11 protein-coding genes are annotated in these 14,689 nt (G+C 50.9%); 7 read left to right on the top strand and 4 right to left on the bottom strand.

Features of this window, described 5'->3' with window-relative positions; all coding sequences use genetic code 11:
• Positions 1-7: 7 nt before the first annotated feature.
• Positions 8-1,993 carry a hypothetical protein gene (locus ACIDF8_RS03885; protein WP_412009653.1) on the bottom strand — a complete coding sequence of 662 codons (1,986 nt, stop codon included), beginning with the start codon at positions 1,991-1,993 and terminating at the stop codon, positions 8-10.
• The gene (gene cysM / locus ACIDF8_RS03880) at positions 1,993-2,886 is read right to left on the bottom strand and encodes a cysteine synthase CysM (RefSeq protein ID WP_412009283.1); all 894 of its coding nucleotides are present in this window, start codon (positions 2,884-2,886) and stop codon (positions 1,993-1,995) included. The genes ACIDF8_RS03885 and cysM overlap by 1 nt, the downstream gene beginning before the upstream one ends.
• 227 nt (positions 2,887-3,113) lie before the next feature.
• On the opposite strand from cysM, the gene ACIDF8_RS03875 reads away from it, so the two are divergent.
• Together ACIDF8_RS03875 and ACIDF8_RS03870 are read left to right on the top strand one after the other, a co-directional pair.
• Positions 3,114-4,241: a GGDEF domain-containing protein gene (locus ACIDF8_RS03875; protein WP_412009282.1), complete on the top strand. Its 1,128-nt coding sequence runs from the start codon at positions 3,114-3,116 to the stop codon at positions 4,239-4,241.
• Positions 4,242-4,291: 50 nt separating this feature from the next.
• Positions 4,292-5,368, top strand: coding sequence for a hypothetical protein (locus tag ACIDF8_RS03870; RefSeq protein WP_412009281.1), 1,077 nt, complete (start codon positions 4,292-4,294; stop codon positions 5,366-5,368).
• Here ACIDF8_RS03870 and ACIDF8_RS03865 read toward each other — a convergent pair.
• Together ACIDF8_RS03865 and ACIDF8_RS03860 are read right to left on the bottom strand one after the other, a co-directional pair.
• Complete coding sequence (locus tag ACIDF8_RS03865) at positions 5,313-5,813, bottom strand: disulfide bond formation protein B (RefSeq protein ID WP_412009280.1); 501 nt, start codon at positions 5,811-5,813, stop codon at positions 5,313-5,315. The two genes, ACIDF8_RS03870 and ACIDF8_RS03865, sit on opposite strands and share 56 nt — an antisense overlap.
• A gap of 174 nt (positions 5,814-5,987) precedes the next feature.
• Positions 5,988-7,016: a transglycosylase SLT domain-containing protein gene (locus tag ACIDF8_RS03860; protein WP_412009279.1), complete on the bottom strand. Its 1,029-nt coding sequence runs from the start codon at positions 7,014-7,016 to the stop codon at positions 5,988-5,990.
• Positions 7,017-7,177: 161 nt separating this feature from the next.
• On the opposite strand from ACIDF8_RS03860, the gene xseA reads away from it, so the two are divergent.
• The 5 genes from xseA to ACIDF8_RS03835 all read left to right on the top strand — a co-directional run bounded on the left by xseA (position 7,178) and on the right by ACIDF8_RS03835 (position 14,672).
• Positions 7,178-8,392 (top strand): exodeoxyribonuclease VII large subunit, encoded by a 1,215-nt coding sequence (gene xseA, locus ACIDF8_RS03855; RefSeq protein ID WP_412009278.1) that lies wholly within the window; start codon positions 7,178-7,180, stop codon positions 8,390-8,392.
• Between the two features lie 121 nt (positions 8,393-8,513).
• Positions 8,514-10,397, top strand: coding sequence for a potassium transporter Kup (locus ACIDF8_RS03850; protein ID WP_412009277.1), 1,884 nt, complete (start codon positions 8,514-8,516; stop codon positions 10,395-10,397).
• Positions 10,398-10,571: 174 nt separating this feature from the next.
• Positions 10,572-11,399, top strand: coding sequence for a M48 family metallopeptidase (locus ACIDF8_RS03845; RefSeq protein WP_412009276.1), 828 nt, complete (start codon positions 10,572-10,574; stop codon positions 11,397-11,399).
• Positions 11,400-11,499: 100 nt separating this feature from the next.
• Positions 11,500-12,327 (top strand): 2,3,4,5-tetrahydropyridine-2,6-dicarboxylate N-succinyltransferase, encoded by an 828-nt coding sequence (gene dapD / locus ACIDF8_RS03840; protein ID WP_194748213.1) that lies wholly within the window; start codon positions 11,500-11,502, stop codon positions 12,325-12,327.
• 272 nt (positions 12,328-12,599) lie between these two features.
• Positions 12,600-14,672 (top strand): putative bifunctional diguanylate cyclase/phosphodiesterase, encoded by a 2,073-nt coding sequence (locus ACIDF8_RS03835; protein ID WP_412009275.1) that lies wholly within the window; start codon positions 12,600-12,602, stop codon positions 14,670-14,672.
• Positions 14,673-14,689: the final 17 nt, after the last annotated feature.

Below are 14,689 nucleotides of genomic sequence, written 5' to 3'. Positions count from 1 at the left end.
AGCGTTTCTATTTGACGATCATTTTGCTATTGCTATCGGTGATACGCCGCATTCGGGCCAACATATCCTTCCAACTGACATATTCAGTATAGCCATTAACATTGACCGAGGGGATGCCCTCCCCTTTGACGATGACAAATCCACCTGCAATTGGCTCAACACCACTCATTTTACAAATATCACCGCGCAACTCACAGCGCAGCCCGATTTTTTCATATCCAAACTCCTTGAAAAACCGTAAAAAGGTGCGTTGCAGGGCGGCAGCCGTTCCCTCGCCGCCCAAAGCTGTGATGTTTTCCACTGCCCGTTGCGACACTTTTTTCTCAAAAGGACCTTCTGCCGTTTGGACATGGGCATCCATGTACACGGGCTTCCAGTTTTGCAAGCGCAAATGCTGAATATCGCCCTCCAGCTTGCCGGTAATCGACCCAAAGTTAAATGTACGCGTCATTTCACCCATATCAATCTCACGCATACGCAGATTTGCATGTAACCTGGGGACATTGCCCAAGGGGTCATCCACCACCAGCTCGGACAAGCCCACCTGCCCTTTAAACAAGCTGAAATACATCTCCCCCTGCATCCGCAAGACATGGTTAGCATAAGTCACGAGTGGAATCTGCCCGTTGATCTGCCCGCGCATGGCCGGCCAGCCGAGGGCCTGGCTAAAACTGGCCATACCGATCGGCTGCATGTCCATTTTCAGATGCCAGACCATGCTCTGTTGTACCCAGGCGGCAGAGACATCCTCAAAAATTAAGGCACCATCCAGCACAGGCAGGCTTAACTGTGGCGTTGTAATAGAAAACCGGTCGACGTCAGCCTGCCATTGGGTTTTACCCAGCGGGATCTTGAGCACATGCCCGGATTGATACCCCATACTGATTTGTTGCGGTTGTTCGTAATCCCAGGGAATATGCGCATTCAGATGCGAAAACCCAAACTTGCCCAGTTGATCTTCGACACTGGCATCCGCAATATCCAGTTGAAACTTGACGGGGTGCATGTCTTTCGCCTCAAACAACCAATCCGCTTTTCCCTCCACGTTGAGATGGCCAAACACAGAATCCGGCAACAAGGGCTGGATAAACGCCTGGTAAAGGCCTTTAAAATCCACCGCTTTTGCCTGCAGTTTTAAACGTTCGAAGGTTTGCGTGTCCAGATTAAAGCGGCTCTGGCTCTGCAAGGTGCCTACCTCTGGCAAAGACAATGTTGCCTGCTCAATATCCACCACAGGCGATTGGTAACGCCCTCGGATTTCAAAACGCTTATTTCCCTCGGCAAAATAAAAGGGCTGCCAGAATAACTCTCCCGTTTGCCATTCAAAGACACCTTGCCAACGCCAGCCATCGCTTGCTTCATGTGCAGCAAGATTCATTACCCCTGTCAGTCTTTCTCCTGCGTGCAAGCCTGAAGCATCACTAAATTTGGCCTCCTTCACCGCCAGTTGCATTTCCAGGCCGCGGGTAACTTGTGCCTCCGATGCAGCATGCCAAGTCGGTTTTACCGTCAAATGAAACGGGATATTTGAACGCACATCCTGATACAAGCCATCGTCACATTGCCAGGTTTCCTGGCTGGCTTGCGATGGGAGTTGGCAATGGACATGAAACTTGCCCCACACATCATCTTGCAAAGCTTTGACTTCGGCATCCACACGCATGACCGGGTGGCGGCGTTGAGCGGCGTAATCCAGGTAAATGCGTGGCCGGCGTACCTGGTAAGCAGGCATTTTTAACTGTTCTGAGGTGATCAGCAGGCTAGGATGCGTGCCGATATCCAGCATCATATCGGGATTGTCGATACTGGCACTGCCCACTTGCAAACGCTTTGCATGTACTTGCACTTGCTGATTGCGCTGCAATTTGACAACAGCGTGTGGTTGGTCGAGTTGAAAGAACCCGCCTTGAATACTGTCTGCGCTAAGGCTGATTTCGGTCATCGCCGCGAGTGGCAATGACCAGGCACACAGTACTAGCGCCCATATGCGCATCAACCGGGGAACACCCCTGTAGACAAATAGCGGTCGCCGCGGTCACAAACAATCGTTACGATCACGGCATTATTCACTTCCTTGGAGAGCTGCATGGCTGTATACAAAGCACCGCCACTGGAGATACCGGCAAAAATCCCTTCTTTGGTCGCCAGTTTGCGCGTGGTATCTTCAGCATGTTTTTGGCTCACATAACGCAACTGGTCTACGCGCTTGGCATCATAAATTTTAGGCAGATATTCTTCTGGCCATTTACGGATCCCGGGAATCTGTGCACCGTCTTCGGGCTGGACACCAACGATTTGAATGGCAGGATTCTGTTCCTTGAGGTAGCGTGAGGTGCCCATGATGGTGCCAGTGGTGCCCATGCTGGAAACGAAATGCGTCACCGCACCATCCGTATCGCGCCAGATTTCAGGCCCCGTCCCTTCATAGTGCGCTTGCGGATTATCCAGATTGCCAAATTGGTCGAGGACAATCCCCTCGCCTTCGGCTTGCAATTTCAACGCGACATCACGCGCCAGCTCCATACTGCCGTCTTTGGGAGTCAATACCAGCTCAGCGCCATAAGCCTTCATGCTCTGGCGACGTTCGACAGATTGGTTCTCCGGCATCACTAACACCATTTTATAGCCCCGCATGGCGGCCACCATGGCTAGCGCAATCCCTGTATTGCCACTGGTGGCTTCAATCAGGGTATCCCCAGGTTTGATTTGCCCGCGCTGTTCTGCGCGCAGAATCATGCTGTAAGCAGGCCTATCCTTGACCGAGCCAGCAGGGTTATTGCCCTCCAGCTTGAGCAAAATCGTGTTGCTCGGATTCGGGTTCATGCGCTGCAAAGCCACCAGCGGAGTGTTGCCAACAAAATTGTCCAGGGTCAGGTAAGGTTTCATAGGGACCGATACTTTGTTTTGGCACGGACTTGCATCTGGCCGAAACATAAAAATTTGTGAATGTGCTTGCTAACGGTTACCCGCCACAGCTTAATATATGTAAAATCAATTGCGAGTGTGAATACCACCCAGCGAAGTCCCAATTTTACATAATCTCATCGCAACGCAAAAACAATTATTGCCTAGGATACCGGATGGTGAAGAAGTGGTTTAGCCAAGTGCTTGTCATGATAATGCGCCCGATCAAGCGGTTTCCAGCGCTGAGCGATGCAGATAATCTGCGTTACAAAATCATTTTTCTCAATAACGTATTCACCTTTTCCGGCGTGGTGTCGTTCACCATGGGCGTTATCCGCTGGAATGTACATCCATTCATCGGCAAAGTTGATATTGCATTTTCGCTGATTGCCTTTGGCTTGTTATGGGCCTTGCACCGGGATAAAAAAAATATCGAGTTTATATCTAGCATCGCCCTGTGGCTGTGCTTTGTGCAATTTATTACCGTCTACCTGCTGGCACATGGCAACAGTACGCGCAGTGGCCTACTGTTGCTGATCCTGGCCGGTGCGTTTTATCTTAAAGGCCGGCAAATGGGTTACTACATGCTGGCTATTTTGCTATTGCTTGTCATTGGCAATCATTCGACCCAATGGTTCCTCTCTGAGTATAGCCATCTTGATATCCTGAGTTTATGTTTTTATTTGCTGGCCCAATTTTTCATTATCCGCAATTATGAGTGCCTGCGTGAGAGCCAGACCAATCACTTGAAAGCGTTAAATACCGATCTCGAAGCCTTGGTTAAACAGCGTACAGAACAACTGGCCGCGGCCAATACCGCCCTCGAAATTGAAAAAGAAAATTTGAAAACGCTGTCTAGTACCGATCATTTGACGGGGCTCAGTAACCGCCATTATTTTGAGGCAGTATTTACCCAACATACACCCAAAGTAGGCAGAAAATTTTCAGATGCCCTGATCTTGATAGATATTGACCGGTTTAAATCCATCAACGATACCCATGGCCATCTGCTCGGTGACCAGGTCATCAAGATGGTGGCGCAATGCATCAAGAAAAATACGCGTATTTCCGATATTGCCGTACGCTGGGGAGGCGATGAAATGTTGATTTATGCCCCGCGCATCACCCTCAAACAGGCGACACAACTGGCAGAAAAAATCAGGCAGCAGCTCAACAACAAACCCTTACCGCCAATCGGCAATATCAGTATCAGTTGCGGCGTAGCCATGCTGCATCTCGAAGACAGCTTACCGCAATTGCTGCATCGGGCAGACCAGGCGCTGTACCAGGCCAAGCAAGCAGGCCGTAACCAGGTGGCTATCTATGGCTCGGAATAAGCTTTACAATGCCCGCCGTTAGTCTTTTATTATTGATTCCTTCCCCATTTATGTCTTTTAGAAACACGCTGCCCACCGCCCTTATTCTGATATTGAGCTGGGTGATCAGCCTGCCCCTGCATGCCGAGCAATGGCATACGGTGCAAGGACGAGAAAAATTCCTGACCGTCTCGGTTGATTTAGATTCTATGCAAGTCGGCCAACAAGAAGACATGATCTTTTTCAAACTGCGGGCAGACGATCATGACGATACGTTGACCACCAAAGCAGTGCAGGCCTCTTGCAGTGAGTTCTCGATGGAGGTTGAACGCGAAATCGTCTTTCATAAATCAAGCCTGTCCTCAGAAACCCTGGACTGGAAAAACGATGCCAGCCTCAAACAGCGGCCGGACTATGCCTCTGCCAGACTGTCGTTTTGGGGGGTGACACAAGCTTATGGCCAGGCAATTTCGCTGGTATGCCGCTTAACTGGGAACCGGGCCCCAGAACGCTTGCAAAGCATGCAGCAAGACCAGTGTAGTGTCTCGAACCCACTCTACAAAGTAGCCTGTGCCAGCCATGCCAACTGGCGCGCCAATTACAAACTTTACCTATCCCGCTCCCATGATGTGATTCATAACTGTGGTATTTCCGATGAACGCATGACCAAGCAGGCTGCCTGGTTATTGAAAAGGGTGATGCGCTGCCAGGATGAACGCTGTGGCAACGAGATTCTGGAGTACTGGATTAACCAGCGTGGCCGCGATATTGCCAGCGTGATTCACATGCAAAAAAGCTCAGGCAAGCCTTGGACCATCCCAAGTGAGCCTATCCCGCTTTGCCAGTCGTTAAACCAGGCAGACCAGGCTATTGCCAGCCTGCAAACAGAAGAAATATATGCCAAGGCTAAGTACTTGGGTTGTCTCAAACGTGAAACAGCCAGGTTGAAAGCGGCGAATGTGGCGGCAGATAGCCTATCACAGCAAGCAGAGCAGTCTTGCGAATCCCATTTTAAAGCCTGGCATGAAGCGATTGAAAAACAGGCGGCCATGCTCGATGAGAGCATGCCCGAGGTTGAAGTTGAAACCTTTGCTATCCAGCGCGACGGCTACGATATAGCCAGCCAGCATAACCTGCAAACAGAATAAAACTGATCAGGCCCAGTTGCGGCAGCGTCAAGCCCAGGAAGGTCCAGTCAATCGCCGCGCAATCCCCTGTGCCACGAAACACCAGTGTCAGCGCTTTTTTCAACGGGAAGTTTTCAAACATATAATCAAAGCCGACACCACAATCGGCGATGATTTCCTCTTTGTGCGCCTGCAACCACCAATGTCGGATCGCCACACCGGCCCCACCCAACGCAGTCAGCACTTCAATCAGCGCCAGCAGTCCATGTAGCCAAGACTGGGGAGAGACGAAAGCATGCAGCAAAAACAGCGCGCCCAGACTCATGAAAATGATGCGTTGCGAGATGCACAAAGGGCAAGGTTCTAACTGGTTTTGTACTTGAATATATAAAGCGAGTGCAACGATGCCAAATCCAGCCAAAAAACCTACTAAATAGCCGCCGCGCCCTTTAAACCATGCTCCCATACTGCCTCTCCTAAGCCAATCCAACCTAAATCAAACCCAAATTGTAATGGATAACGGAGATAAGAGGCAGCCGGAGAGAAGATCGTTCCCTGTTTGATCGCAGTCTGACTCATAGCCATCTACTGGCTTGGTTAGGCTTACCCCAGAAGAGTTGCCCGCTCAACCTCTCTATATTTATGAACTAGAGGCTACGTTTTGCGCATTGCCCATCGCAGAGGCCTGCCTGATTTCGTGATGTTTCTTTTTATAGTAGCGCGCCACCCGTTTCACATAGTCACGCGTTTCGGGATAAGGCGGGATGCCCTGGTGCCTGGCGACCGCATGCTCGCCGGCATTGTATGCCGCGACCACACGCTCGACGTCGCCATCAAAATACTTGATCAGCCAACGCAGATAGGACAAGCCGCCCTTGATATTCTGCTCGGGATCATAGGCATCTTTGACATGGAACCTGGCCTGCGTTTCCGGCAGCAACTGCATCAGGCCCTGCGCTTTTTTGCGTGAAGTGGCTTGGGGGTTAAAACCAGACTCCACCGCAATCACAGCCATCGCCAGCTCAATATCCACCCCATAAGCAGGTGCATGTTTTTTTACCAGGGCATAAACCGGCCCACGTTTGCGGAATAAGACTTCGGCGGCTGATTGCCCCTGATTCTGCATACAAGCAGGCAATTTAGCTTGCGAGGCATCACCAGGCTCCTGGTCTAACCAGACCCGGGCATCCCGGTGCCCTTGAATGGCAGCCAGGCTAAAGAAACGTGCAGCAATATCATGATTAACTTCCACACCTTTGCCCAAGCTGTAAAACCAGCCCATGGCAAATTGTGCATCAGGATCCCGTGATTCTGCAGCCAATGCGCAATAATGGGTATGGGCTTCGGCATAACTATGGATACCCAGCGCGTTTTTTGTCCCTGCGGCCAGACTAACCTGTAATTTAATGAATTGCTTGTAAGCGTCATTCTGCATCACAGCCTGCTCACGTTTATAGCGCGCAATGGCCGGATCATCTGGTGCTGCAGTGGCAAGCTCCGTTTGAGGCGGCGTTCTGTCAGAAGGCTCGTCAGCGTGCAGCATCTCGTCGGACTGCCCCCGTTCTTCGGCATGTACCCAAGTGACCATGCCTAGCCCAAGCCAGCCAATAAACAAGTAATAAAACACCGCAAAAGATTGTTTACAAATGAAATATTTTTTCAATCGCATACCGTCCTAAAGGCCGTTAAAGAGTGCTGCGGATCGCCCACGATTGCCACATTGCCCAATGATCAAGACGCGCTGATGTGCTAAAAGTGCCCGATTTTTTGCAGAGCGTGCGTAGTAAACACATAGCCAGACCTGGCGGGCCTGGGCGATAATGCGCAACTATGGCTAGCTATTTATCGACATCATTCAAACAAATCTTGAGTGTCAGCGACCTCACCAGACTCACCAAAGAGTTGCTGGAAACCAGCTTTCCGCTGTTTTGGATTTCGGGGGAAATCTCTAACTTCACGCGTGCGGCCAGTGGTCACTGGTATTTTTCACTCAAGGATGAGCGGGCACAAATCCGTTGTGTGATGTTCAAGGGACGCAATAGCGTGTTGGGTATGATGCCGCGTGAAGGCGACCTGATTGAGGCGCGGGCCACCATCACCTTGTATGAAGCCAGAGGCGATGTGCAACTCACGGTAGAATTTATGCAACCCGCAGGCCTGGGCAAATTGTATGAAGCCTATGAGCAACTCAAGCAGCGTTTACAAAACGAAGGCCTGTTCGACGCCGAGCGTAAAAAAGCCATTCCGGCCAATCCACAACGCATTGGGGTCGTGACTTCACCGGATGCCGCCGCCTTGCGCGATGTGCTGACAGCTATCAGCCGGCGATCACCAGCCATGTCTGTCATCATTTACCCCACTCCGGTACAAGGCAAAGGAGCGGCTGAACTGATTGCGCAAGCCATTCAGCTGGCGGACCAGCGGCAAGAGGTCGATACGCTGCTGATTTGCCGCGGGGGTGGCAGCATAGAGGATTTATGGTCATTTAATGAAGAAGTCGTCGCGCGTGCCATTGCTGCCTGCCGCCTGCCAACCATTAGTGGCGTAGGCCATGAAACAGATTTCACCATTGCTGATTTTGTCGCCGATTTACGCGCAGCCACGCCGACAGCTGCGGCAGAGCTGGCTTGCCCGGACCAGGCACAATTGCTTGACCAACTCCGGCAACTGCAATCGAGGCTGGCGCGGGCGATGCAATCCGGCCTGCGCCAGCACAGCCAGACGCTGGACTATTTGTCCAGACGCCTGATCTCACCTGCACAGCATCTGCAACAACAGCGCCGTGACCTGCAGCAATGGCAACACAGGTTACAACTGGCGATGCAGCAAGGATTGCAAACCCAGCGCCGCAAATTGCAATACCTCTCCGCCAGCCTGCAGCAACTTAACCCGCACCAGGTCCTCGCGCGCGGCTATGCCATTGTGCAACAGGCAGACGGCCGCGCGGTCACTGCCAGCAAAGACCTCATACCGCAAGAGTCATTGCAGGTGACCTTACATCGAGGTCAGGCGCAGGTCGTGGTGACACACATCATCCCCGATTAAACCTTCCACTTTTGTGTAATCGTCCACATGCATTTGCGTCTTCAAGATAATTTGCGTCAAAATCTTTGGTGAAGCTCTAAAATTACCCGATAATAATCGTTTGTCTTTAGCTGTTCACACAATGGACCATACAAAAAATCAGCAAACGGCGCTCCATACCATGGCTCTCGCCGCGCTAGGTGTCGTTTTCGGTGATATTGGCACCAGCCCGCTATACACCATGAAAGAAGTTTTTGCAGTCGGGCATCACCCGCTGTTGCTGACGCAGGCCAATGTCTATGGCATTTTGTCGCTGATTACCTGGGCACTGCTGCTGATTGTGTCGTTCAAATATGTCGCGTTTATCATGCGGGCAGACAACCGTGGAGAAGGCGGCATTATGGCCATGCTGTCTTTGGCCAGCCGTTATGCCGGCGGCGAACCCGACCAGCGCAAGCGCATCATGCTGCTGGGCATTATCGGGGCCTGCATGTTTTATGCCGACGGCATGATTACCCCTGCCATTTCCGTCCTGTCAGCGGTAGAAGGCCTGGAAGTTGCGGCACCGCAACTGGACAGCTGGATCGTCCCCATTACCTTGTGCGTACTGTTTGTATTGTTCTGGGCTCAAAGCAAAGGCACCGCCGTCGTCGGTGCCTTTTTTGGTCCTATCATGCTGACCTGGTTCACTGTATTAGGCATTTTGGGCATCCTCAATATCAGTCATCACCCCGAAATTCTCAAGGCTTTAAGCCCCTACTATGCTTATCAGTTTTTTGCCACCCAGCCAAAAATTGCATTTATCGCGCTGGGGGCGGTGGTTCTGGCCGTGACCGGGGCCGAAGCCCTGTACGCTGACATGGGTCACTTTGGCCGCAAGCCGATCCGCCTCGCCTGGTTTTTATTCGTGCTGCCTGCCCTGATTTGCAACTACTTTGGACAAGGTGCGCTCATCCTGGCTGAGCCAGAGTCCATCCAAAACCCGTTTTATCACCTGGCGCCAGACTGGGCCTTGTTCCCGCTGATTATCTTGGCCACGCTGGCGACCGTAATTGCCTCCCAGGCTGTGATTACCGGCGCGTTTTCAGTCTCGCGCCAGGCCTTGCAATTGGGCTTTATTCCGCGCATGCATGTCTCGCATACCTCAGAACAAACTGAAGGCCAAGTTTACATGCCTCGCGTCAACTGGGGTCTGATGGTAGCCGTCATGGGCCTGGTGCTGATTTTTGGCAGCTCTGGCGACCTGGCAGCAGCCTATGGGATTGCCGTCACCGGCGATATGGTGATCACTACCTTGCTGGCGGCTGTGGTATTCCACCACCTGTGGGGCTGGAGCAAACTCAAAACTGCCAGCCTGATTTCGCTCTTTCTGGTAATTGACCTATCGTTCTTTGCGGCCAATATTCTCAAAATCCCGGATGGTGGCTGGGTGCCTTTACTGATCGGCCTCATCATCTTCACATTGATGCGTACCTGGAAAACCGGCCGCAGACTGCTCTACCAAATCCTGAAATCCGAATCGATGGAACTGGTGCCTTTCGTACAAGCCATCGGTGCGCATCCGCCTGCCCGCGTCAATGGGGCTGGCGTGTTTATGACGCCCAACCCGGATGGCGTGCCACATGCCTTGCTGCACAACCTCAAACATAACAAGGTACTGCATGACAAAGTCGTCATTCTGACGGTGCGTTTTGTCGATTACCCCTATACCACCATAGAAGAGCGTGCTTCGATGGAGGTTCTGCCCTACGGCTTTTACCGCGTGACCTTGCGTTACGGCTACATGGACGAACCTGACTTGCCACGGGACCTGGCACTGACTGAACCGTTTGGCCTCACGCTGGATACCATGGACACCTCGTTCTTTATCGGCAAGGAAATCCTGCTGGCATCAGACAAGCCCGGCATGGCATTTTGGCGCAAAAAAATCTTTATTGGCCTGTTTAGAACCGCAGAGTCGATTACCAACCAGTTTAAGCTACCGCCTAACCGCGTGGTAGAACTAGGTTCACAAGTAAAAATTTAACCAAAATTACCTATACTTAATAACCGCCTGCATTTGGAATAAAACATTGAGCGATCAGCACCACACGGTATCAACCACGCCATGGCAAGACAGATCACCTTACCAAGTGAATGGAATGTTGATAAAAATAAATAGTCACTGCAACAAGTGACCATGACTGAAGAGGAGAAACACATGCCTACTATCAAAACCCCTAGGTTAAAAACGCTTAGCATCGCTTGCCTGTGCGCCTTGCTCTCAGCCTGCGCCAGCACCACCAACAATAGCGTCTCCGGCGTACAACGTAGCCAGCTCTTGCTGCTGCCGTCAGCGACCGTCGATAAAATGTCTGCGCAATCGTATACACAAACCCTGCAAGATGCGCAAAAGAACCACACCCTTAACGCAGACAAGGCCTTGTTAAATCGCGTGAACACGATTTCCCAACGGCTCATCGCCCAGGTGGGCGTATTTAGGCCAGATGCCACCAAATGGAAATGGGAAGTGAATGTAGAGAAAAATGAGCAGCTGAATGCCTACTGCATGCCTGGTGGCAAAATCATGGTGTTTTCCGGCCTGGCAGAAAAACTCAATGCGACCGATGATGAATTAGCTGCGGTGATCGGCCACGAAATTTCCCATGCCTTGCGTGAGCATGGCCGTGAACGCATGTCGCAAGCCTATGTTCAACAATTCGGTTTACAGGCGCTAGCTGCGTATATTGGTGGCACGGCTGGCAACATGGCAGCACAAGGTGCCAACATGGGCAGCCAGTTGTTCTTCTCTTTGCCAAATGGCCGCGAACAGGAACGTGAAGCGGACCGGATGGGACTGGAACTGGCGGCACGTGCTGGCTATAACCCGGAAGCCGCAGTCACTCTATGGAAAAAAATGATGGCTGCCAGCAAAGAGGCGCCGCCGGAATTCTTGAGCACCCACCCCTCCAGCGAAAACCGGATTAAAGACTTGCAAGCACTGATCCCTAAAGTCATGCCTCTGTATCTCGCCGCTAAAGGCAAATAAACCCGGATGAAAAGGGCTGTCTTTTAACGACGGCCCCTACCCTTTCAAAATTAGGTTAGAATTTCAGGTTTACTGTTTTTCAATCGAACTAGAGAAGATTATGGATCCACGTCAAAGCATTATTGAAGCGGCTTTTGAAGACCGCGCCAACATCAACCCTGCCAATGCGCCGGCAGACGTCAAAGCGACCGTCGCTTCGATTCTGGATGACCTGGATGCAGGCAAACTGCGTGTCGCGACCCGCATTGGCGATAGCCAGCAATGGGAAACACATCAGTGGATCAAAAAAGCGGTGTTGCTGTCTTTCCGCCTCAAAGATAACTACCTGATGGATGATGGCGTTACCCGCTACTTCGACAAAGTCGATCCAAAATTTGCCAACTACACTGAAGAAGACTTCAAAGCCGGGGGCTTCCGCGTGGTGCCTAACGCCATCGTGCGCAAAGGTTCTTTTATTGCTAAAAACGCCGTATTGATGCCTTCATACGTCAACATTGGCGCCTACGTCGGCGAAGGTACCATGGTAGATACATGGGCAACCGTGGGCTCCTGTGCACAAATCGGTAAAAACGTTCATTTGTCTGGCGGCGTAGGCATTGGTGGCGTACTGGAACCCGTACAGGCAGGCCCAACCATTATTGGCGATAACTGCTTTGTCGGTGCACGTTCAGAAGTGGTTGAAGGTGTGGTCGTGGAAGACAATTGCGTGATCTCCATGGGCGTCTACATTGGCCAATCGACCAAAATCTACGACCGCGAAACCGGTGAAGTGCATTATGGCCGCGTGCCCGCAGGCTCTGTGGTCGTTTCTGGCAACCTGCCTTCCAGCGATGGCAAATACAGCCTGTATTGCGCCGTGATTGTGAAGAAAGTAGATGCTAAAACGTTGGGTAAAGTAGGCATCAACGAGTTGTTACGCGGCATTTAATCCGCACCATTGCCTTAGCAAGAGAATCACTTCCACTGAGCGACTCAAGTTGCGGCTCAAGTTATATTAAGCTTGTTCCGTTATAGGGGTGATTCTCAATGATGCTGAATATTAAGTAGATATTCTGTTGGAGAGTCAGTAGCGAGCGAAATTCCTGTAGCAAAACCAGCCGCGCTTGCGGGCAAGCAGTAACAAAAAGTACAAGCAGCAAAGATGTACAAAAAAGTAGTAGTGCCACACATTCAACAATCACAATAAACGTGCAATTACTTATGATGACAACGCAAATGCTTTTGGTCGCATTTTTTACATCCAGCGTGGTTGGCTGTTTTTTTGCGTTCAAACTTGTCGATAATTTGCGTCTGGTCACAGCAAAAGAGCATGATTTCACGCTCAAGAAATACGCCGTGATTATGGCAAGCGGCATTTTTTGCCTGCATGCTGGCTACCAGTTTCTAGCAGATAATATTCCCAAAATCAGTCAACATCCGATAGACCTGATCGGCTGTATGCTATGCAGCTATCTACTCGCTGCATCCATCCTCAAAACGGTCCATAAAAAAAGATTGCCTTTGCGCGAGCTGCTCTCCGCTTCAGCGGCCACAGGCCTTAGTGGCTACCTGCTGTCTTATTTTTACCAAATCAGCGCTGGTGCCATCAATATCCGCATAGATACGTGGACCGCTCTGTTTTCACTGTTTCTGGCTTGCCTGACAGCAGCATTGGCAATAGTCACTATCCTCTGGCTTAAAGGCTACAGCGGTAAACTCGAAAAACGCCTGAAATGGATGTTCTCGGTAGAAATTGCACTGGGCTTTTTAGCCTCACATACCGCGATCAACTTGAGCATTGTGCATAACAACATGCTGATTGGGCAACCGAGTGACCAGGCAGAAAACTATTTAATGCTGTTACTGGTGCTGGTCCCGGTATTTTTATTTATCACCTCGTTCATCCTGGTGATCTTCTATGAGCGCAATATTGACCTGGCACAAAGCAAACTGACCTTCCGCAATACGCAAACCGTCAACAAAAAGTTTCTCGCCTACGACCCGCTCACGCACTTGCCTAACCGCGATGCCCTCAACCAGCATTTGATCCTGAGCGCCAAACGCTGTGACCGTAATGCAGAGTCTTTGGCCCTGGCTTATATCGACCTCGACCACTTCAAACCGGTCAATGACCAGTATGGCCACCATATTGGTGATTTATTGCTGATTGAAGTCTCCAAACGCATCAGCAATGCTATCCGTAATTGTGATTATGTGGCCCGTGCAGGCGGAGATGAGTTTATTGCCGTCTTGAGTGAAATTGAAAACCACCAGAGTGTGGTCACCGTCATACAACGCGTGGTGGATGCCTTGCGGGAAACCTTTGTCATTGAAGATCACGTCATTGAGATCTCCTGCTCAATCGGCGTCTCTATGTATCCGCAAGATGGCAATCTGCAGAAACTCAAATTGAATGCAGATGCCGCGATGTATAAAGCCAAGGAAAACGGTAAAAACCAATACCGCTTCTTTGATGCCGAGATTGAGCAGGCCTCTGACGAGATGCAACAAACCCGCATTGAGCTTAAACAAGCGATTAGCGGTCAAGAGTTCAGGCTGCTGTTCCAACCCAAAGTGGATGCCATCACCCGCATGGTGCATGGTGCCGAGGCGCTATTACGCTGGCAACATCCGGTACGCGGATTACTCTCCCCCAACAGTTTTATTGAGGCGGCAGAACGCTTTGGCATGATTGAAGAAATCAACGCCTGGGTCATCTCGCAGGCTTGCCGCACGATCAGCCTGGCCCGTGACCGCGGCATAGACTTAAGCATCTCGGTCAATATGTCCAACCAGCAATTCCGCAACAAGCAGCTGGGCGAGTTGATTCAATCGATTCTGGAAGAACACGCCGTAGAGCCACGCAACCTGATCCTGGAAGTGTCTGAAACAAATGCCATCCATCATCAAGGCCAATTCAAGGACACCTTGCGCCAATTTAAACATCAAGGCCTTAAAATCTCACTGGATGATTTTGGCCTGCATCCGTTCAGCCTGACCAATTTAGCGGATCTTGAAATCAGTGAAGTCAAACTCGACCGTTCACTGACCAAAAATGTGGCGAACTCACACACCTCACTCTCTATCGTCGATGCGATTGTCAAGCTGGCACATGCACTCAACTTGAACGTGGTCGCCGAAGGGGTTGAAGACGAAGATCAACGCAAAGCGCTGGTCAATATCGGCTGTGACCAAATGCAAGGCTTCCTATTTTCAAAACCGGTAGAGCAACAATTCCTGTTTGATGTGTTCAGCAAGCTGCAATCGCAATCAACCACCCAAAACCTGTTCTGAAATTCAACAGCCACCAC

Origin of the sequence: Methylophilus sp. 3sh_L (assembly GCF_046766015.1) — a bacterium.
In the GTDB taxonomy this organism is placed as follows: Bacteria; Pseudomonadota; Gammaproteobacteria; order Burkholderiales; family Methylophilaceae; genus Methylophilus.
The sequence above is the reverse complement of the archived record's forward strand: the minus strand, read 5'-3'. Positions and strand labels throughout refer to the sequence as shown.

Bases quoted from the DNA above. Each gene is read 5' to 3' on its own strand.
- ACIDF8_RS03885 (WP_412009653.1), bottom strand. From the start codon at position 1,993: ATGCGCATATGGGCGCTAGTACTGTGTGCCTGGTCATTGCCACTCGCG.
- cysM (WP_412009283.1), bottom strand. From the start codon at position 2,886: ATGAAACCTTACCTGACCCTGGACAATTTTGTTGGCAACACTCCGCTG.
- ACIDF8_RS03875 (WP_412009282.1), top strand. From the start codon at position 3,114: ATGATAATGCGCCCGATCAAGCGGTTTCCAGCGCTGAGCGATGCAGAT.
- ACIDF8_RS03870 (WP_412009281.1), top strand. From the start codon at position 4,292: ATGTCTTTTAGAAACACGCTGCCCACCGCCCTTATTCTGATATTGAGC.
- ACIDF8_RS03865 (WP_412009280.1), bottom strand. From the start codon at position 5,813: ATGGGAGCATGGTTTAAAGGGCGCGGCGGCTATTTAGTAGGTTTTTTG.
- ACIDF8_RS03860 (WP_412009279.1), bottom strand. From the start codon at position 7,016: ATGCGATTGAAAAAATATTTCATTTGTAAACAATCTTTTGCGGTGTTT.
- xseA (WP_412009278.1), top strand. From the start codon at position 7,178: ATGGCTAGCTATTTATCGACATCATTCAAACAAATCTTGAGTGTCAGC.
- ACIDF8_RS03850 (WP_412009277.1), top strand. From the start codon at position 8,514: ATGGACCATACAAAAAATCAGCAAACGGCGCTCCATACCATGGCTCTC.
- ACIDF8_RS03845 (WP_412009276.1), top strand. From the start codon at position 10,572: ATGCCTACTATCAAAACCCCTAGGTTAAAAACGCTTAGCATCGCTTGC.
- dapD (WP_194748213.1), top strand. From the start codon at position 11,500: ATGGATCCACGTCAAAGCATTATTGAAGCGGCTTTTGAAGACCGCGCC.
- ACIDF8_RS03835 (WP_412009275.1), top strand. From the start codon at position 12,600: ATGATGACAACGCAAATGCTTTTGGTCGCATTTTTTACATCCAGCGTG.